Below are 19,164 nucleotides of genomic sequence, written 5' to 3'. Positions count from 1 at the left end.
GCGTCTGCCAGCCCGAAGCGATGACCGACCCGTCCGGCGGCGGCAAGCCCGGCAAAACATCTTGGAAGCGCAGCCAACCGTACCCACGAACGCCTTGGACGCTGCGCTTCCAAGATCTCTTGGCCGACGACCGGCCTGCCACCGGCAGGCCGCGCCGATCCCACACCGGCTCGTCAGCGCGACACCCCGGCTCCCGCCGTCGGCCGCCGCACCTCGATCTGCCCGCCAGGAGGCAAGACCATGCACCAGGACCAGCCCTTCGCCGACCGCCGTCAGCGCCGCGACGCCCGCGTCACCGCTCACCGCCGCCGCTTCGTCCTGGCAGGCGAAAAGGAGGTCTTCGACCCCACCAGCCCGGCGGACGCGCGCGAGTACCGCATCGTCGTGAACTACGGTCACCGCTGATCCCCAGGCGGGAAGGAGCTCCGGCTCCTTCCCGCGCTCCAGCGCGCCATCTGGGCGCTGAGCTGAACCGGGTACCGCGGCTGCGCTCAACCCGGCCGGGCCTTGGCGGCCCGGTAGACCGGAAGCGGCCTGCGGCCGCGCTGCTTAAAAGCATCCTTTCGGCCACTGGCTGCGCCACGAGTGTAGGTTGCGCCCGCCGTCCACCAAATCCGCTGCGGGCTCCTAAAACATTATGCAAAACCCGCATAATGTTTTAGTCGAAACCCCCGCACCGAATTTGGCTCCCGGCGGCCGCAACCTGGCGAGCAAGCTCGCCGCCTGCGGCCGAAAAAATGCCGAAGAGCGCAACCATCGCCGCTAGCTGCGACAACACCTTTACGGGCGCGCCAGAAGAAAGCGCAGAAAAACTCGAGAACCGCTTGCCATTTATAGATATACGTCGATAAATGGTGTAAGATGGAGCTTAGTCAGGGAGGGCAAACCCTGGCGACACCAACAAGACAACAAAAGAAGAGAGGCCACATCGTGAGCCGTCACGACCTCACCCCGCTCGACGCGGACACCGTCTCCTGCGTCGTCGTCGGATGGGACCGCCCGCTCGGATCGTTCTTCACGCATGTCTACCTCACCGACGACGACAACGAGTTTGACGCCCCCACGTTCGAGATCGGCACGGACTTTCGTGAAGTCACCGACCCCGCAGCCGCAATCGAGCTTGCCAGCATGTACGCCAAGGTGCCCGACGACATGAGCGCCACCCTCACCGCCGACGCGACGCGGGAGGGGATCTGCGAGACCCCCGCCGTTCTCGGCATCCTCTACGCAGCGACAACCCCGGCGGTCAACACCGACGGTTGGCCCTGCCCGTTCTAAACGCACCGATGCGCGGGGACCGCCACGGTCCCCGCGCATCGCTGCACTGAACGAATCACCGGCGCAGGTAAGCGACGCCGCTACGCGTATACCGCGTCGACGCGCATCGAGCACGCCGACCCGGGCTGCCGCGCCGCCCGCCCACGGCCGTACCACCACCGCGCAACGAGCCGGAAAGTTTAGAGGCCGACGGCCCCTCTCGGGGACACCTCCGAAGAGGTGCAGGCAAAACCGCCGGCCAACACCAACCAGACACACCGACGCGTAAACGCCGGCAGAAAGGCCATCTCCAGCCTAGCCCGCTCCGCGCGTCGCCTCAACACCACGACCACCGCCGAGACGGAACCCACCATGCCCAGCGACACCGCTCACATGACAGCCCTCGCCATCGCCGAGCTCGCCTCGCTCGCTGCCGACATCGAACCATTCACCGGCCCCGACCGACGCGACCATCCCGCCACGGCCCAGCGAATCGAAGCGATCTGCGAACGCTACGGACTAATCTTCACTGACGCATCCACACAGGAGACGCCATGCCGCTGATCCACAACGACAAGTGGGGCCGCCGCGTCGCCCGGATCGGCCCCATTACCGCCCGTACGGGTAAATGGCTCGCCATCGCAGCCGCCGCCCTGCTCGTGGTAGCCCTTATCTTCCTTCGCTAGACGACGCACCCGCCGACACGGCCGGACTTACCGCCACCGTCAACGCACCTGACGCACTTCCACCGCCAGCCGACCGTGCCGTCCCGGCAGCCTCCACACCTGACGCAGGCCGTCCGCTTCCACGCGGGCGGCCCCGCCGCCGTACCACCGGGACACCACCGGTCAGTTCGCCCACCCGAGCACTGACGTCATCCACCGAGGCCCGCTGCTGACCCATCCGCACCCGCGCCGGAGTCTCCTCCGTCAGCACCGCAGCAACATCCGGTGCCACCAGCGACGCCAGCACCGCCAACGCCACATCCGCGCCCGTCTCAGCCTCTGCTACGGCCGCATCCAGCCGCACGAGCTCCGCCGCGCGTCGCTCCTGCGCGCGGCGGAGCGCCGCACCGGCATCCGTCGCCGCTTTCAGCGCCGCACGCTCTGCCACATGCCGTCGCTCCAACGCCTCAATAGCTTTGTTCGTGCTTTTGCTAGCCATACCATCGACGCTACCTATTTCACAGGCTCGACCTCCACACCTAACAATCGTTGAATGTTAGTTGTAAATGGTCACCCAATCGTTCAACATTGCTCACACCATCTCTCATCAGCCCAAATATCAGGTCACCCTTAACCCCTTCTCAGAACTAGCACACCCCCTGGCATTCCAATGTCGCAAAGGCGGCTGCCCGGTGCTTACGCTCGGCGGCATGCTCTCGGTAACCCGCATCTCGCCAGGGGCCGGGATCGCCTACCTGACGCAGCAGGTGGCCACCGGCCGGCACGACTTCCGCCCCGCCGTGCCCAGCGCAGCGGTGGCGTACCACGCCGACCCGGGCGCGCACGGCGAGGCGCCCGGGTGGTGGGCCGGCCAAAGCTCGGTCCTGTTTGGTGTGCACGGGCAGGTCACCGAGAAGCAGTTGCAGAACCTCATCGGCGAGGGCCGGCACCCGGACACCGGCGAACAACTCGGCCGGCTGTGGCGCAAATTCGAGGCACTCGACGACGACGGCCGCCAAGCCGCCGTCGAGAAAGCGTGGAAAGCGCTACCCGAGGATGCCACCTACGAACAGATCGCCCAGGTCTGGTTGCGGATCTGGACCGCACCCGAACGGCATCCGGTCGCCGGGTTCGATGTCACCGTCTCCCCGGTCAAAAGCGTCAGTCTGTTGTGGGCGTTCGGCGATGACCAGGTCAAACGGGAGGTGATGGCGTCGCACCACGACGGCGTCCGCGCCGCCCTGGAGCACCTGCGAGCCCACGGGGCGTTCACCCGGCTGGGCACCAACGGCATCGTGCAGGTCGACACCGACGGCCTCGCCGCCGCGGTCTTCGACCACCGCATGTCCCGGGAGAAGGACCCGCAGCTGCACTCCCACATCATCGTCTCGTCCAAGGTCCGCGTCGTCCGCGACGGACGCGAAACGTGGCTCGCACTCGACAGCAAGGCGTTCTACCAGGCCACCATCGGTGCCCGGATCGCCTACGAACGCGCCGTCGAACACCAACTCGGCCGCCGCCTCGGCGTCCGGTTCGCCGCCCGAGTCGGCTCCCCGATCCGCGAAATCATCGGGTTCGACCCGCGCGCGATCTTGCACTTCTCCAAGCGGCGCGCCGCCGTCGAGACCGAGCTCGACAGGCGTCACAGCGATCCCAGCACCGGCCGCGAGTGGATCCCGACCGGGCGGTGGCGGCGCTCCGCACAGGACGCCACCCTGCGCACTCGACGCCCCAAGGACGGCCCCGAATCCACCAACGAAGCTGTCACCCGCTGGCAGCGCGAGGACCGGCAGGCCGATTTCGACACCGCTGCCGCGGTACGTCGCATCGCCGCAGGCCGCACGCTCGACCCCGTTGACCAGCAGGCACGGCTGGTAATCCGCCTTGCGCAGCGGCACCGCGTCGACCGGCCGGTCCGGGTTCAAGACCTCGACGCCGCTGCCGTCCAGGTCGGGCTGGAGCGCCCCGAGCAGCGGGCCCCGGTCGTCATCGCCGCTATCCGGCGGCTGCCGCACCTGGCCGTCGAACGCGCCGTCGACGAGCTCAGCGCCGATCACGCCGTGTTCAGCATCAACCATCTCGAACTCGCCATCGGCCGTCAGCTGCACGTCAGCCCGACCACAGACCGCCGCGCCGACTGGCAACGAGTGCAGCGCTACGCCGCCCACGCCATCCGGACCCGGGCCGGCGGGCTGCGCGTGCTGACCCCACCCGCACTGCTCGAGTGGGGCGAAACCCTGCTCCGTGGCTCCGACCGGCAGAGCATCTACAGCCGGCACCGCGACCTGAAACTGTCCACCGAACCGGTCCTGGCCGCCGAGAAAGAACTCATCGCCTACGCCACTCGCCACGGCGCCACCCCTGCACCCCGGGCGCTGCTCGATGGGGTCGCTGACCGGCTCGACCTGTCCGACGAAAAACGTGCGGCGCTGCACTTCGCCGTCGGTGACGACCGCCGCGTCACCGGCATTGTCGGGCCGGCCGGTACCGGGAAAACCTATTTGCAGCGGGCCGTCGGGGTCGCCGCCCGCCAGGCCGGCATCCCCGTGGTCGGGCTGACGGTCGGGCAGAACGCTGCTTTCGTCCTCGCCGACGCCACCCGCGACGGCGACCAGCCCGGCATCCGCACCGAGAACATCGCCATGTGGTTGCACGCCCAAAACATGCCTCCGGAAGGCACGACCCCCGATGACTGGGCGTTCAAGCCGGGTCAGTGGGTCATCGTCGACGAAGCTTCGCAGGCTTCGACGCTGGACCTCGTGCGCCTCAGCCAGCTCCTCGAACCGGTCGGCGGGAAACTCATCCTGGTCGGTGACCCCGAACAAATTTCCGCGATCGGGCCCGGCGGGATGTTCCGCTACCTCGCCTCGCTGGGCGCCACCACCGACCTGCGCGAGGTCCGCCGCTTCACCGACCCGTGGGAAGGCCCCGCCTCGCTACGGCTGCGCGAAGGCGACACCACCGTGCTCGCCGAGTACGACCGCCGCGGCCGGGTCATCGCCGGACACCGCACCGAACTCATCTCCCATGTCCTCGACGGGTGGGCCGCCGACGTCCTGCAAGGCCGCACCAGCCTCATCCTCGTCGAAACCCAGGCCGAAGCCGCCGACATCGCCACCCAAGCCCGCCGCCTGCTAATCCGCGCCGGGATCGTGGAACCCGGGCCCACCGTCACCCTCGCCGACAGCACCCGCGCCGGTGTTGGCGACCTTGTCGTCACCCGCCGCAACAACCGCACCCTGATCGCCGGCGACGCGTTCGTCGCCAACCGCACCCAATGGCGCATCCTCGAACACGGCCCCGACGGCGCCCTGCTCGTCGAGAACACCACCAGCCACGCCACCACAGCGCTGCCCGCCGACTACGTCGCCGCACACGTCCAACTCGCCTACGCCGCCACCGTCGACTCCGCACAAGGCCGCACCGTCGACGTCGCCCGCGCCATCATCGACCAAGCCACCACCCGCGCCCGGCTCTACGTCATGGCCACCCGCGGCCGACTCCTCAACCAACTCGCCGTCGTCACCGCCGACGAACCCCCCGAAGCCCACCCGCCCGCACCGCCTACTGCTGGCGTCGCCGTGCTCGCCGGGATCCTGCGCGAAGACGGCGCCGATCGCTCCGGCACCGAAACCGAACAGACGCTGTGGGCCGATGCCGACGCCCTGCGGCACTGGGGGCCCATCTTCGACGACCTCTCCGCCCGCGCCAGCACCGACCGATACATCGCTGTGGTCCGCGGTGCGGCCGGGCGTACGGTCGCGGACAATCTGGCCGCCGACCCCGCCATGCCCGCCCTCGCCGCCCGCCTACAAGCCCTCGCCGCGGCCGGCCACAACCCCGAACACGTGCTTGCCGCTGTCGCGTCCGAGCGGGAATTGAACAGCGCCCACGACACCGCTGCCGTTCTCGCCTGGCGCATCGACCAGGCCTACCGCGACCTGCAACCCGACCCGGCCGTCGCGCTCAGCCCCACCCAAGCCGGCACCTTCGCCCAGCGCGCACCCACCGTCGACGGCGATATCGGCGACGCGCTACGCGAGGTCGCGGCCATCTGCGACACCCGCATCGACGCCCTCGCCAACCAGGCCGCCGCCGAACGACCCGCCTGGACCACCTCGCTGGGACCGCTACCCGACGACGAGCCCGGCCGTAACCAGTGGACCGGGCGCGCCGCGGTCATCGCCGCCTACCGCGACCGTTACACCGTCACCGGCGAGGACCCGATCGGTCCCGAACCCTCAGCCCGCGACGTCGGCCGGTGGGGCGCGTGGCAGCGCGCCCAGACCGTGCTCGGGGTCGCCACGCTCGCCGGGCAGATCAGCACTGCCACCGACGGGCAGCTCCGCACACTCATCGCTGCGCAACGCGACGCTGACCAGAACGCCCCCGCCTACGTCGCCGGGCAGCTCCGCGTCGCCCACACCCAACTCGTCGGCGCCGAGAACCATCTCCGTGACGCCCGCGTTGACCTGGCTACCGCCCAAACCGCCGCCGCGTCCGCAGCTCGGCACGCCGACACCACGACGCCGCGGTGGTGGCACGCCGGACCGCTCCACACCCGCGCCGCAATCCGTCACCAGCACGCCAGAACCGACGCGCTCCGCGCCGACACCACCGTCGACGAACTGCAGGACCGACTCGGATCCGCACGCGGCCGCATCGACACCGCCCGGAGACGCGTCCACGATCTCGAAGGCCAGCACCAGACGTGGACCGGCTGGTACGAAGACGCGCTACCCACCCGCTACGCCGGACTCGCAGCCGGCGCCGAGGCCGCCCGCCGAGCGCAGAACCGCGCCGACGATGCCAGCACCCTGGCCGACGCCGTCCGGGCGACCGCGGCCCGCGTCCGCGCCGTCGATGCCACCCGCCCGAAACCTCATGCCCGGCCTGTTCCCGACGATCTCACCGCGCACGCCGAGGCGGCACGGCAGCGCGTCCTCGAGGATGCCGACCTCGAAGCACCGGCCGACCCCTCTGAGCCGGAGGCAGACCATGCCTGAAACCCGCGCACCTGGCCGGCGGGCAGACGCCGCTTCGGTGCTCTTCAGCTGCCGGAATCGGATCCGGCCGTGAGTTCGCATCCGGTCGCGTTCGTCGACGAAGCCTCTATCCGCCTGCGCCAGCATCCCGGCGCGTACCTGTTCGCTGCCGTTATCCCAGGCGGTCGACGCGACCTCTGCGTCTACGGGGTCCGCTCTGCAGGTCAGCATCGCCGCGCTCGCGGTGAGCGTGGACAGACTCGCCACCGCCATCAGTACAGCCGGCCCTCGCCAAGATCAACCGGATTATCCCCAATCGACGGAGGTCGGACCCGGCACCCCTGAGACGGTTGAACCTATCCAGGCGCACCCGTCCGAAGCCGAGCGGCCACAGCCTGGTCTCAGCTGAGGTGCGGCCCATTGTGATCCGACATTAGAAGGCACGGCACTTCCTGTCTTTGCGTCATACGCGACCGTGCGGGCGCTCCGTCCGTCAGAGCGGGGTGGGGTGTTGCCGGCCGATCAGGCGCAACTCGACGATTTTGTTCACGGTCGGGAACCGCTTGAAGGGCTCCTGCCCGGTTGTCGCGGTGATGATCTCAGCCAGCCGTTGTCTCAGACGCCTCTGATCCTGTGGGCTGGTGTCAGCCCACGTCTGCTGGACAAGGCGAAAGTAGCTCCCGTAATTGTGCTGGCGCCCGGGCAGCGCGGTCTTGTCGAGGACCGGGAAGAGGCGCGGGCTCACAAAATGGGCGAACTTCGACGGGAACACCCCTGACCCGTTCCTGGTCGGTTTGATCCTCGCCGCCATGTCTGGCAGAGCTTTTACATCGTCCCATCGGACTGTCGTGATGTCCTCGGCGAGTCGTGGGACGACTTCGGTGCCCCAGATGTCGCGTAGCTCGTTGCGGTGCCGCCGAAATTGGTGGGTGAGGTGGGCGGAGGTGGCCCCGCGGGTGGCTTTCCACCGGTGCAGCCACGGCAACGTTGCGGTCCACCACTCGTCGGTGAACGTGCCGTCGTTGATTGCCCATCGGTCACGGTAGAAGGCATCGTGCAGGTCCGCCGGCCAGCCGCGCCTGGTTGCCCAGAACGCGGCACCGTCGTCGAATTCGCGCAGCGGTTCGTCCGTCATCGGCGCAGGATACCGGCGATCGTCACGAGCCGTGATCACCGGCTTCAATCCGCGTAACCGGCTTGGACCGGGCATAGACGTCCGACAGATGCAGGTCAACGGATAGTTGGTGACGCGCCTCGGGGCCGATTGATCCTGCATCGATGAGGTCCCGCCAGGGGCCGGTGGCGAGCCCCGTGACGTAGCAGACTGGGCATTCGCCCTCGCTGGCGCAACCGTGGCCGCCGGTGATCAGGTTGCGCACATGGCCAAGCGCGTCGTCGGGGTGGTCGGCGCGCACAAGGTGCCACGTACCGGCCTGGTCCTCTTGCTCGAGGCCGGCCGCTATGTCAGTGCGCATCGGCCGGTAGAGCTGCCCGGCGGCGTAGCGGATGGCGAATACTCTGTCGAGGTGGTCGACCTCGTCCGACCGCGGTTGTTGCTTGGCATACCAGTCGGCGGCCTCGGCCAGGGTGCCGGGACCCCACAGATAGTCCGTGGGAAACAGTGTGTTCTCGAAGCGGCTATCGAAATGGGAGAGGCCGGGATCTACCTCGTAGATGCCCGGGTGGAAGCGGCCGCGCAGGATGACGCAGCGCAGCCTGTCGTCGCCTTCCTGGGTTCCGCCACCGAGCTGCTCCGCGAGGAACGTCTGCGTGCCGCCCTGGCTGTCCCAGGCGACGACCACGATGCTGCGTTCGCTCGGCGCCGAGTACAGGCGACCCCCGGGAGTCGGACGACCCCACAGTTCGTTGATGAACTCCGCAAGATCTCTCAACGTGCGCAAGCAATCGACCGGCATGAGCAGATGTGCTGAGGTTGGGTGCGCGACGAAGTTCCGCAGCTGCATCGATACGCGCTCGTGGCCGCGGTTGCGTTGTCCGCGCAGCAGTCCCGCTGCCCGAGCCCAGCGATGGAGTCCGTCGAGCATCCCGTTGAAACGCACGGTAGCCGGTCCAGCGCCCACCCGTAGCAGCGCCTTCCGGCCGGCAGACGTTCTGAGGAAGTCCATGATCGACTCATAGGAGGTGGCGTCCACGCGGAATTCCCGCTGGTCGCTGGGGCGGACGAAGGTGACGGTGCCGGCGTGGAACTCAAGGAATCGGTCTCGTAGGGCATGCTCGATGACCAGCAGAGCATGGCCGTCGACGATAGTGAAAATGTCGTAACAGAGCACTCCGTACGCGTAGATGGTGCGGAGCCGATCGAAGCTCTGCCGTGTACCGGCCGCGACGCCGGGCGCAAGGTCCAGGTCCGCGACGAGTTCCTGCTGGAACTGTGCGGCGGATTCTGGTGTGAGTTTGCTGCCGAGGCTGAGCCCGCCGGGTGTAAAGCGCTGCGTGCGTTCATCGGCTTCACGCAGCTGTTCCAGAGACTTGATCTCCACCATAACCTCGCCGTCGATACTTAGAGCGGTGCTCGCACCGCGCCGGCGTCCGCCTGGGCCGGTCAGCTTGCCACGACCGAACCTCGCTTGTCCTGCTGAATACATGCCACTGGCCTCTACGTCGGCATGTAGGACCGTCAGCTGGCTCACCTTGGTCGCGCCGACGAGATACATCGGAGCGGCCAAGGCGGCGCTCTATCGCTGACGAAGTTCGTCGAGAACGTGCTGCGCGCAGGCAACCAGAAGTTCCTGAGTGTTCAACTGTTCGGTGGCGGAGCTGTTCACGGGGATGAGGGCGATGCTCAGGTAGAGGTTGCCGTCGTACACCACCAAGTGTGGGCCGGTGGTGGGGTCGGTGTAGACGGCGGCCTGCTGGCCGACTCCCGGTACGTCGGCTACCGCGGTCGACCTTTGCTGGGCGCCCCGCATCCCTTCGTAGAAGGCTTGCACCGAGCCCACCTTGCTGGTCATGACCTCTAGGGAGATCAAGCTGCGCATCCCGGCGGGGCCGTACTGGCGATCGCAGTTGGCGAGCGACGAGATCCTGGTGTCACTGAATCGCGGTTTGCCGAGGTTGCCGGCGTCGGCGCCGAGCGCCCGGGTGAGACGGGCGTGATCCAAGGTGCTGCACACGTCACGCCTGTTGAGGTAGCGAGCAGCGGTGGTGCCGCTCGGCGCCGAGCTTGCCGACTGCGCAGCGGTCGGCGCCGACGCGCTCGTCCGTGTCTTGGTCGTGGGCTGTGTGGTGCTGCCGGTGTCTCGGCAAGCACCTGTTCCGAAGGCCATCAGCACGGCCGCGATCCCGCACACAGCACGGACAGCCGCGGTAGTCGGTGAGAGGGGCATGAGGTGCCGCCTTCCGGCTGGGCGAGTCGCGGTCACGGGCTCTACCACCGGTAGCCACTCCCGTCGGTGAGGTTCACAACCATGCCGGTGTGGGTGTAGAAGTTCATCGCGGAGAACAGCGCGAAGCCGATGCCGGCGACCGTCCAGGCCCAGTAGAGGACCTGCCAGCTGCGGCGGCTGCCGGGCCGAGCCGCGAAGGGAAAAAGCAGGCAACCCAGCGCGGCCGGGCCATAAAGCACGACGGCAAAAAACGTGTTCTCGATGGCGGGGTAGTTGTGCAACAGCCCGGTGATGGGTTCCTGCTCGGGTGCGGCGCTGATGACGTCGAACCGCAGGATGGCCAGGGTGCACCAGGTCATGACGAGCCCGAGGATGAAGACGATGACGCCGACGGGGCCCAGCGCCTCGGGTAGGCGATCGACGTCGAGGGCCGGCTTGGTGCGGCCGATTCGCCAGGCGGCGGCGAGCAGAAGCACGCCGAGCAGCAGGGCCGGTTCGCCGAAGAGCGAATCGATGTACGGCTTGGCCTCGGCGAGCGGATGGGTGACGGTCATCGTGAACCCGAGCCCGGTCAGCAGGATGCCGAGGACGCCGAAGGCTGCGGCCCAGCCGCTGTGGTCGGTCGGTGCGCGCACGAGGCGCAGGGGCATGCGTTCGTTGCGCAGCCAGGCCCAGTAACGCGGGACGAGGATCAGCGCCGCGCCGGCGGCGACGCCGATAAGCGTGTTGTACATGATCATGTGTTGACTCCTGTCAGGTGAAGGTCATCGGTGGTGTGCGGTGATGAGTCGCCGCAGGGCGGCGATGTCGTGCCGGTCGGCGCTGGATTCGGCGTCGAGCAGGGTGTTCAGCTCGGTGATGAGTTGCGCGCGTAGTTGCTGGTTGAGCGCCCAGCCGGTGGGGGTGGGCGCGAGTAGGGACCGGCGGCGGTCCTTGGTGGGGATGCTGCGGCGTAGCAGCCCGCGTTTGATGAGGGCGGTCGCGGAGCGGGTGACGGAGCCTTTGGAGACGTGGGCCAGGGCGGCGACGACTCCGGTGTCGACGGGTCGGTGCATGACGGCCAGGTGCAGCACCTCGTAGCTGGTCCAGGTCAGGTTGGCGTCGTGGAGGACGATGACCTCGAGGTGGTGGCGGGCGAAGTTCGCGGTGCGGCACAGCACGGCGAGGCGATCCAGCCGCCCCGGCCCGTCATCTTCTGCGGTGCCCGGTGCCGCCGACGTCACCAGCGCGGCGAAGTCGGCGACACCCGATGGCTTCTCGGTCATCTTCACGCTCCGGTTCCTGAGCCGAGCAGCGCTGCCGGGCGGGCCGGGGTCCGGGTTCTGCTGTGGCGGTGGTGGTCGCCGCTGGTCCAGTCCGCGAGCCTGCGCACGGGCCAGAACTGGTGCGCGTCGTCGAGCCCGCCAGCGCTGCTGGGCAGGTACCGGGTGTGCCGGGCGGGTCGGTGACTAGCCGCGGGAACGTGCATGGTCGTGGTCCTTTCTGGTGGGTTTCCGGTCGCGGTGGGTCTGCAGGTGCTCGCCGGTCATTACCGGCAGGACGACACCAGCGGCGTGGCCGGTGCGCCGCGCTGGTGCAGCCAGGTGGTGATGGCCGTGAACGCCAGCGGTGCCGTGCGGTGCAGGTTGATCGAATGGCCGGTCCGAGGGATGGTCGCCGCGGCCAGGGCGGTGCTGGTCGGGAAGGCGGCATGTTCGCGTTGGCAGATGTCGGCCGGTGTGGTGCAGGGCTGGCCGGTGCCGCAGAACAGGGCGTCGGTGGTGCCCATGACGAACAGGACGGGCACCGTGATGGCGCGGCTATAGGCCAGCTCGTCGTCCGGGGTGAAGGTGAGCTCGCCGGTCGTGGCGGTCGTCTTGGTGTGCTCGTCCCACCCGGCGACGCCGCGGACGGCGGTGTCCGGGTCGAGGAAGTACCCGGGCCGGCTGCCGGGCCGGGTTGTCAGGTAGCCGTCGGGCGGCGTGGTGCCGGTGAACTTCGGGTCGGCGGCGGCCGGGTACAGGTCGGTGATGAAGCGGGTCATCTCGTCAACGCGGATGTCGTGCAGCAGCCCGGTGAGCACGAGCACGTCGACGTCGTGGTAGGTGGCGGCCTCGGCCATCGCGATGACGGAGCCGTAGGAGTGTCCGACGCCGACGACCCGGGTGAACCGACCGAGGGTGCCGTCGCGCAGCGCGCGCACCACCTGGTGGGTCACGGTTGCTTCGGTGGTGGCGGTGACCTGATCGGCGGGTGGCCGGTCACTGGCGCCGGTGCCGATGCGGTCGATGAGGTAGACGGCGTCACCTCCGGCCACTGCCGCTGCGGTGTAGTCGGTGCCAATTCCGGGGCCGGTCCAGTAGCGGTGGGTGTAGGTCAGGCCGGGGATCAGCAACTGCACGGTGCTGGTCGTGCGGGCCGGCCGGCACAGCCATCCGGCGAGCCGGTACGTCGACGCACCACGACTGGCGGTCAGCGTGACGGCCAGGTCGTCCCGGGCGCATCCCGGACGCCCCGCGGGTGCAGATTGCGCGTGCGCAGCCGGCGTAGCCAGCGCGAAGCCGGCCAGGATGAACGCCAGAGTCACTGCGACGGAGATCAGGAGGTGCCGGGTACGAGACCGTTGCAGGTCTCGGGTAGCGGCCGGGTTGGTGTTCGACAGCATGCGCTGCTCCTTCGGTTGTTCGGTGGAGACGGTCGAGTGACGGCGGTGTACCGGGGAAGTGCGAATATTCCAACGGTGTGAATGAGTCGGGCCGAGTGGCCGATCCCTCGTGGTGTCGGACTTCTCCGCAGCCGCAAGCAAGCCTTTCTGTGGCGGAGGTACGACTGCGTGGTCACTGCCGGCGCACCTGCTCCGCACCCCGACGAGGCCACGACGGCTGCAACGTTGCTGGGAACCGGGGCTACTGGGGAAACCAGGTATTCCCACGCGCATGCAGGACCGAGGAAATGCGAGGCGTCAGGCCGAGCAACCACAGCAACGACCCTGCCGGGAAGACGACGCGTCGGAGTAGCTGTCCCCAGCTGTCCCCACCTGTCCCCGTGGCCCGTAAGTGGCGGCGGTACCGGGCCCAACGACCCCCGCTTACCGAAAAGTCGGTCGTGAAGGCCGGAAGCCAGCGGACATCGACCTACCCGCTACTTGTGCTCTGTGCCCTTGCCGCCGCCGTCGATACTTGACGAATGACCGGCGAACATGACGATCAGAAGTCCCGGGCTCTTGCTGCTCGTGCCGCTGCGGGAGCAGTCGGTGCCGCTGCCGGGTTGGCGGGACCGGGTGGGGCTCTAGCCGGTGCGGCTCTGACCCCTGTACTCGAACGCGCCTTCGTATATCTGGACAAGCGGTTCTTCCAGCAGCGAATGGTCAACGCCGCCGAGACCCTTGCTGACGCGGCTCAGGCAGCCGGCGTCGAGGAGGACGAGTTCGAGATGTTCGTCGAAAAGCTCGCCCGCGATGAACAACATCAGGAACTCTTGGCACGGGTGCTGAGCGCGGCGCAGGACAGCGCGATGCGCGACAAGCGGCGAGCCCTCGGCCGCGTCTTGGCCAACGCAGCCGATGAGACCGGGACCAAGGTCGACAGCGAACTCGCTGACGCCCGCGCCATCGCCGATCTCGACGCTGTCCATGTCCGCGTCCTGCGAATCATGAGCGAGGCACCACGACACCTAGCCGAGTACGCCACCGCTCACGGCGTCGACCCGCAAGGGGCTCGGCGCTGGTATCCCTACAGCATCGCGGCCGCTGACTCCGGTCTGGCGGATTCCGCGTCGGGAGCCCTCTTGGTCTTGGAACGGCACAGCCTGATCACGAAGATCGGCGAGAACCACACACCCCACGGAGGCTGGGAACCTGAGTACGAGATCACGGGGTACGGCGACTACTTCGTCCGGCTGCTGGCCACCCCCGAGGCCACAGCAGACTAAGACGCTCGGTCAGCGACCGGGTTTTCCGGCGGCCGTCAAAAGCGGGCGGGAGAGACACTGCACGAGTGCTGCTCTGTCATGCCAGGCGAAGCGGCTCCTCGACAGGGCAAGGTGGTGGTCCTTATGCCGGTGGTGCGAAGCGATCGATGAGGTAGCGGGCGGCGGCGGTCAAAGCATGTGTGCGGAAGTACGCCTCGCCGACCGGCGATGCGCCCGGGTGCGGACCGTTGGTATGCACGATCTTCCACAAACCCCGGATATATAGGCCGCCATCATCAGCGGGAAGATGCCCGTTGTCCACCAGGAAACTGATCGCTCGGCCACCCGCGCCCTGACCGGCGCGGCTGAATCCCTGCTGCACCGCCATGTAGGTGACGACTTCCTCAAACATCGCGCGCAGTTGACCGTTGGCCGCTTCGTGTCGTCCGTCCGTCAGGCTGTCCACAGCTTGCCGGTAGTGATTGTGGGCCACGGCCATCCCGAGGCGTTGAAGATCCGCTTCGAGCGCGGAGACCGACTCTCCCAACGGAATATGAGGCTCGTCTAGCGGTAGAAGCCGGGCCTCACCGTCAGCACGGCGAAGATCGAAACCTCCGGATCGCGTCGCTTCACGCAGCCGGCCAAACTGCTCCTCGTCGCACCGTTCCGCGACGAGGGCAATGAGTTCCATGACGCCCTTAGCGACGTCTGAGTTCTTTCCGGCTGCCTTAACCGCCCCAGTGAGCGTGCTCGCGATCAGTTCGGTCTTGGCGTAGCGCTGGGAGCCGGAACGTGGCGGCGGTACGAAGGGCCCGAGTCCACACTCGAGGAACCGCAACTCCAGGTCGGAGCTGGTGAACATCGATGCGTACCTTCCAGCAAGCCCAGTCGCCCGCGCCAGTGTGAACGTCACAGATACATACTCACACAGCAGGAGCATCCGCATGACGATCCGGTCCGGGATTCGTTAACCGCTGCTTCGCGCGGCCGGCAGCGGTGAGCGGGCTTCGGAGCCGGGCCTTGCTCCTGCTAGCGCGGCACCCATGCGCTGGCGAAGTCGATCGGAGCACCTGGTCCAGCACCTTGGCGTTCCTGACCGCCTCCGTTTAGTCCGCCGCCACATTGCCTACGAAGGACTGCCTCCCTATCATCGACCGGGTGTCTGTTGATGAAAAATTCAACTTCCCGGACGATGTCGTGGCCATAGCTTTGGACACCAACTCCATGCCGCGAGGGCTACTAGACCTGAGTAAGATTGAAGACCTCGTAAACATTATCGACGAGCAAGAGCGCGACATAGCGGTATGGATACTTGAGCCCGTCCTATGGGAGTGGGCCGAGCACCTATTCGACTCGATCTCTCGAACAGTCGAACCGTTCGAGAATTCATTAGCCGCCGCGCGACGGGTCGGGCTCGACGTGCCCAACTGGCCAGGACTACCAAGCGGCGCAGCTGAGATCGAGCATTTAGTAAAAGTCCTTTCCGACTCCCTCGAAGGGGTTGGCGCGGAGATCGTGCGCCTTGCAGCTCATCCCTTGGCCGCCGTGCAGGGAATTCGAGATCAAATCCTTCAGACGGGAGCTGCCCGTCGGAAAACAGATTCGGGTGGAAAGCAGAAGGTTCTTGGCGGCGCACGGGTCAAGACAGGTGCAGCCGACTCCGCTTCATTCAACCTATTGGAGCAGAGGGCGTCTTCGCAATTGGGAAATGTTGTTCTTGTCTCTGCCGATCGTGACGCAGTCGCCCACTTCAGAGGACGCGAGTCGCCGGTCATGGCAAAAGACTTATGGCAGACGCGAAGAGGACTGCTAACCTTGACTGCCGGAAGCGAACTTGCACTCAACGAGTTCTTAGAAAAGATATATAACCAACTTCCGGAAATCGAGCAGGCGGCGCTCCGCCTAGTGCCGACTGATGACTACGGCAACTTGGTTAGTGCGAGCGGCTGGGATCTAGAACGATACCTGAACACCAAAGCCTTGGTGACTCAGATTGATTCAGTGGACGAGATAGGCGACATCGAAACGTCGCGCTCGTATGCATCAGCCTCGGTGCAGTTGACGGTGTCGATCGTCATCGAGGGGACCTGGTGGGACTCAGGCCGACTCGAAAATGACTTCTCTCCGGCTTACGATGTAGCCGCGACCGCCGAGGTATATGGAGATAAGGATTCGTCCGAGTGGGTTCTGCATGTCGAGCATTTCTACTTGCACAGCATAAGGGGGTAGTCGGCAAAGGCCGGCCCCGTCGAGTGCCCAGGCGCTGACGGCGGCCAGCGCTGGGGCAACTGCGCCCGCGCCGCGGTTGACGGGAAGAACCCAGTAGGCGCGGCCGGCAGCGCTCTGGGTAAGTTCGAGGCGAATCCCCGTCACATTGGAGACGAGGACACGGACACGCGAGGGCTCCTTGATCGACTTTCAGGCGGAATCCGGCAACGTTTACTCCTACGACGAAGCAGACCGCATCGGCGATCCCGGCAGCTATGGAACCGTCTACGGTGGTAGGGCTGAGGACGGCACGAGCGTCGCGGTCAAAGTTGTCAGCTTCCGCGCCAGTTCCGTCCAGGACAGGGCCATAGCGGAACGTGAGGTTGAGGTCTGGCGCCGACTTCCAGTCCAACCTGAAGGTCACCTCGTTCCGCTCCTCGACGTGGCGAGAGCGACGGACCAGTTGATGTTCGTCATGCCACGGGCCCGGCGGAACCTCGCGGAGCTTGTCGCGCAGAGCGCTCCGCTTACGACACCTGAGGCTACCGACGTTGTGAGGCAGGTCGCGGAAGGACTGCGGGAGCTAGCCGAAGCCGGGGTCATCCACCGAGATATCAAGCCGCTAAATATCTTAGATATCGACAATCGATGGCACCTTGCCGACTTTGGGATCTCGCGTGTCATGGCGGCCGCGACGGCCTCCCATACCCTTCGGGGCGGAGGCACAATGGAATACCGGGCGCCAGAACTGTTCGTGGTAGGTGCCGAGGAGCGAGTAGCGAGTGACCTCTACGCGATAGGTTGCATTGGCTACGAGTTGGTGACCGGACGGAAGGCGTTTCCAGGACCGGACCACAGGCACCAGCACCTCACAGTTGTTCCGCAACTCCCGGAGTCTGTCCAAGCTCCGCTCCGTACGGTGATTCTCGACATGCTCGCCAAGGAGCCGTCCGCTCGACCGCCTGACGCTCGACGGGTAGTGGACGTGCTAAAGCCCGGCCGGAATAGCAAAGATTGGCAGCTCGGAGTGCAACGCATGTTGGCCACCACGGCCGAGCGCCGGATGAAGAACGATGCCAAGGCAAACTTGGTTATGGAGTATCGGGAACGCCAACGCCAAGGGCGACTTGCCTTGAAGTACCTGTGGGGCTCAACGGTAGACATCTTGAGCAGAGATGTCCCAGATGTCATCGCTGGAGAGGACCGACCTCACGGATTCCCTTACCTCATTGTTGGCGACTTCCGGCTCATGTTGAAAATCTTCGAGCTCGATTCAGCAACAGAGTCAATGAACACCCTCTATGTTGGGAGTCTCGTCGCGATGAAAGAGGGTGACATGGGTGAAGAGGCGGGGGTCATTCCGGCAAATATGGTGTGCGCTTGGAATGGTGAATCCGCGCAATGGCACTTGCTAAGGTTCGCGCCACTTTCTTCGTCGCCGAACCACATGATGGGAAGTGGAGCAAAGCCCCAAACCATTTTTTGGAACGGCGCAATGTTCGAGGCGTCTGACAGAAAACTAATTCATAACGAAGTTGCCGATCCTCACACAATTCTGGACATGTTCAACGAGGCGATCGGGCTCTAACTCCGCCCCGAGCGGCGCTCACTCGGGGCCAATGCGGTGATCGGCCTGCGGCACCCGCATTCACAACTCTTAAGTCAGTCCGCTCAAATCTCCACCCCAGCCAGCGGGAAGATCCAAGGTGATGCACGCGACGTACTCATCGGCTAAACCAGCGCATGAATTGTTGCTGATTTCACTCGACGCTGATGTGGACGTGGTTGGTGTGCCATCCGGAGGGGTCGTTGCCACCGAAGGGGTTGTTGTACGCGTGCCAGCCTTCGGAGCGGGTCCAGATGCGGCGGAACCAGATGACGTACTTGAGGCCGAGGCGGTCGGCGTTGGCGACAGCCCAGGCGGCCATCGCGTCGCCGCGGGCTTTCTGGGCGCCGGAGGCTTCGCCGCCGGAGGTCATCATGAAGTCGCAGGCGCGGCCCTTGGGGTGCTCGCCGTGATCGTCGACGCGGTAGCAGCCCGGCTTCGGGAACCCTGCGGCTTTGGCTTGTTGTACGAGGTGCAACGTCCGTGGCGTCAGGCAGCCGAGCCCGGTGGTCGGATCGGGTCGAATGCTGCAGGGCTCATCCGGCCAGGAGCCGTCGGGGTTGCGCGTGACCGGCTGCGCCACCGCGACGTCGGCGGCTGAGCAGTCGGTTGCGCTACCGACCGTGACGCCGAGCTGCTGACTGAGAGCGGTGGCGTCGTCTTCCCACTTCGCATAGGCGTTCGGGAGTGCGGAGCCTTGGACGGCTTGTGCGGCTTCGGTTAGTGGCATGGCCTGCCAGCCGCGGACGGTGGCGAGTTTGTCGTAGAACTTGCCGGCGGCGTAGACGGGGTCGCCGATCTGGGCCGGGGTGCCCCAGCCTTGGCTGGGGCGTTGCTGGAACAGGCCGATGGAGTCGCGGTCACCGCCGGCGAGGTTGCGCAGCCCGGACTCCTGCATGGCGGTCGCGAGCGCGATGATCTGCCCGCGTGCCGGGATGCGCCGCTCGGCGCCGACGCTGACGATCGTGCGGGCGTTGGCCAGTTGCTCGGCGTCCCACTGCCCTGCGGGCTGGCTACTGGCTACCGATGTCGTCGGCGCGGGGGCGCACTCATCGTTGACGGTGGTCAGCAGCAACAGCGGCCCGGCGAGACAGCAGCCGACCAACAGGAAGGCACCCACTAACAAGGCGACGACGCGGTTGCTCATGGCCGCCGCCGAGTTGTGTGGGCCGCCCGGCGCGATGGACCGACCCCCGAGCCAGGCCCGG

The 19,164-nt window shown here is 66.6% G+C and carries 16 protein-coding genes; 8 read left to right on the top strand and 8 right to left on the bottom strand.

Going from position 1 to position 19,164, the window contains the following annotated elements; translation table 11 throughout:
- Positions 1 to 240 precede the first annotated feature (240 nt).
- The 5 genes from COUCH_RS14390 (at position 241) to mobF (ending at position 6,928) form a co-directional block, all read left to right on the top strand.
- Complete coding sequence (locus tag COUCH_RS14390; RefSeq protein WP_249612577.1) at positions 241 to 405, top strand: hypothetical protein; 165 nt, start codon at positions 241 to 243, stop codon at positions 403 to 405.
- A 525-nt stretch (positions 406 to 930) separates the two neighbouring features.
- A complete protein-coding gene (locus COUCH_RS14385; protein ID WP_249612576.1) occupies positions 931 to 1,278 on the top strand; it encodes a hypothetical protein in 348 nt (115 codons plus the stop codon).
- Positions 1,279 to 1,629: 351 nt separating this feature from the next.
- Positions 1,630 to 1,821 (top strand): hypothetical protein, encoded by a 192-nt coding sequence (locus COUCH_RS14380; protein ID WP_249612575.1) that lies wholly within the window; start codon positions 1,630 to 1,632, stop codon positions 1,819 to 1,821.
- Positions 1,812 to 1,943 (top strand): hypothetical protein, encoded by a 132-nt coding sequence (locus COUCH_RS38890; protein ID WP_275980103.1) that lies wholly within the window; start codon positions 1,812 to 1,814, stop codon positions 1,941 to 1,943. Before COUCH_RS14380 ends, COUCH_RS38890 begins: the two co-directional genes overlap by 10 nt.
- A gap of 689 nt (positions 1,944 to 2,632) precedes the next feature.
- Complete coding sequence (gene mobF, locus COUCH_RS14375) at positions 2,633 to 6,928, top strand: MobF family relaxase (protein ID WP_249612574.1); 4,296 nt, start codon at positions 2,633 to 2,635, stop codon at positions 6,926 to 6,928.
- Between the two features lie 472 nt (positions 6,929 to 7,400).
- Here the strand turns inward: mobF and COUCH_RS14370 are convergent, their stop codons facing one another.
- The 6 genes from COUCH_RS14370 to COUCH_RS14345 all read right to left on the bottom strand — a co-directional run bounded on the left by COUCH_RS14370 (position 7,401) and on the right by COUCH_RS14345 (position 12,898).
- Positions 7,401 to 8,042, bottom strand: coding sequence for a hypothetical protein (locus COUCH_RS14370; RefSeq protein ID WP_249612573.1), 642 nt, complete (start codon positions 8,040 to 8,042; stop codon positions 7,401 to 7,403).
- 22 nt (positions 8,043 to 8,064) lie between these two features.
- Entirely contained in the window at positions 8,065 to 9,582 is a 1,518-nt protein-coding gene (locus COUCH_RS14365) for a hypothetical protein (protein WP_249612572.1), read from the bottom strand.
- 21 nt (positions 9,583 to 9,603) lie between these two features.
- Complete coding sequence (locus COUCH_RS14360) at positions 9,604 to 10,200, bottom strand: hypothetical protein (RefSeq protein WP_249612571.1); 597 nt, start codon at positions 10,198 to 10,200, stop codon at positions 9,604 to 9,606.
- Between the two features lie 95 nt (positions 10,201 to 10,295).
- Positions 10,296 to 10,994 carry a DUF981 family protein gene (locus COUCH_RS14355; RefSeq protein WP_249612570.1) on the bottom strand — a complete coding sequence of 233 codons (699 nt, stop codon included), beginning with the start codon at positions 10,992 to 10,994 and terminating at the stop codon, positions 10,296 to 10,298.
- Positions 10,995 to 11,018: 24 nt separating this feature from the next.
- On the bottom strand, positions 11,019 to 11,519 hold the full coding sequence (locus COUCH_RS14350; protein ID WP_249612569.1) for a MarR family winged helix-turn-helix transcriptional regulator: 501 nt from the start codon (positions 11,517 to 11,519) through the stop codon (positions 11,019 to 11,021).
- A gap of 263 nt (positions 11,520 to 11,782) precedes the next feature.
- A complete protein-coding gene (locus COUCH_RS14345) occupies positions 11,783 to 12,898 on the bottom strand; it encodes an alpha/beta fold hydrolase (RefSeq protein ID WP_249612568.1) in 1,116 nt (371 codons plus the stop codon).
- 521 nt (positions 12,899 to 13,419) lie between these two features.
- On the opposite strand from COUCH_RS14345, the gene COUCH_RS14340 reads away from it, so the two are divergent.
- Positions 13,420 to 14,163 carry a hypothetical protein gene (locus tag COUCH_RS14340; protein WP_249612567.1) on the top strand — a complete coding sequence of 248 codons (744 nt, stop codon included), beginning with the start codon at positions 13,420 to 13,422 and terminating at the stop codon, positions 14,161 to 14,163.
- A gap of 121 nt (positions 14,164 to 14,284) precedes the next feature.
- On the opposite strand, the gene COUCH_RS14335 is transcribed toward COUCH_RS14340, so the two are convergent.
- On the bottom strand, positions 14,285 to 15,004 hold the full coding sequence (locus tag COUCH_RS14335) for a hypothetical protein (protein ID WP_249612566.1): 720 nt from the start codon (positions 15,002 to 15,004) through the stop codon (positions 14,285 to 14,287).
- Positions 15,005 to 15,300: 296 nt separating this feature from the next.
- On the opposite strand from COUCH_RS14335, the gene COUCH_RS14330 reads away from it, so the two are divergent.
- Both COUCH_RS14330 and COUCH_RS14325 read left to right on the top strand, forming a co-directional pair.
- Entirely contained in the window at positions 15,301 to 16,371 is a 1,071-nt protein-coding gene (locus tag COUCH_RS14330) for a hypothetical protein (protein WP_249612565.1), read from the top strand.
- Positions 16,372 to 16,549: 178 nt separating this feature from the next.
- On the top strand, positions 16,550 to 17,938 hold the full coding sequence (locus COUCH_RS14325) for a serine/threonine-protein kinase (protein WP_249612564.1): 1,389 nt from the start codon (positions 16,550 to 16,552) through the stop codon (positions 17,936 to 17,938).
- Between the two features lie 172 nt (positions 17,939 to 18,110).
- Here COUCH_RS14325 and COUCH_RS14320 read toward each other — a convergent pair whose 3' ends face one another.
- Entirely contained in the window at positions 18,111 to 19,103 is a 993-nt protein-coding gene (locus tag COUCH_RS14320; RefSeq protein ID WP_249612563.1) for a hypothetical protein, read from the bottom strand.
- Positions 19,104 to 19,164 lie beyond the last annotated feature (61 nt).

It is taken from the genome of Couchioplanes caeruleus (assembly GCF_023499255.1).
GTDB classification, from domain to species: Bacteria; Actinomycetota; Actinomycetes; order Mycobacteriales; family Micromonosporaceae; genus Actinoplanes; species Actinoplanes caeruleus_A.
Note: the sequence above shows the minus strand (reverse complement) of the source record. Positions and strands in the feature narration are given on the sequence as shown.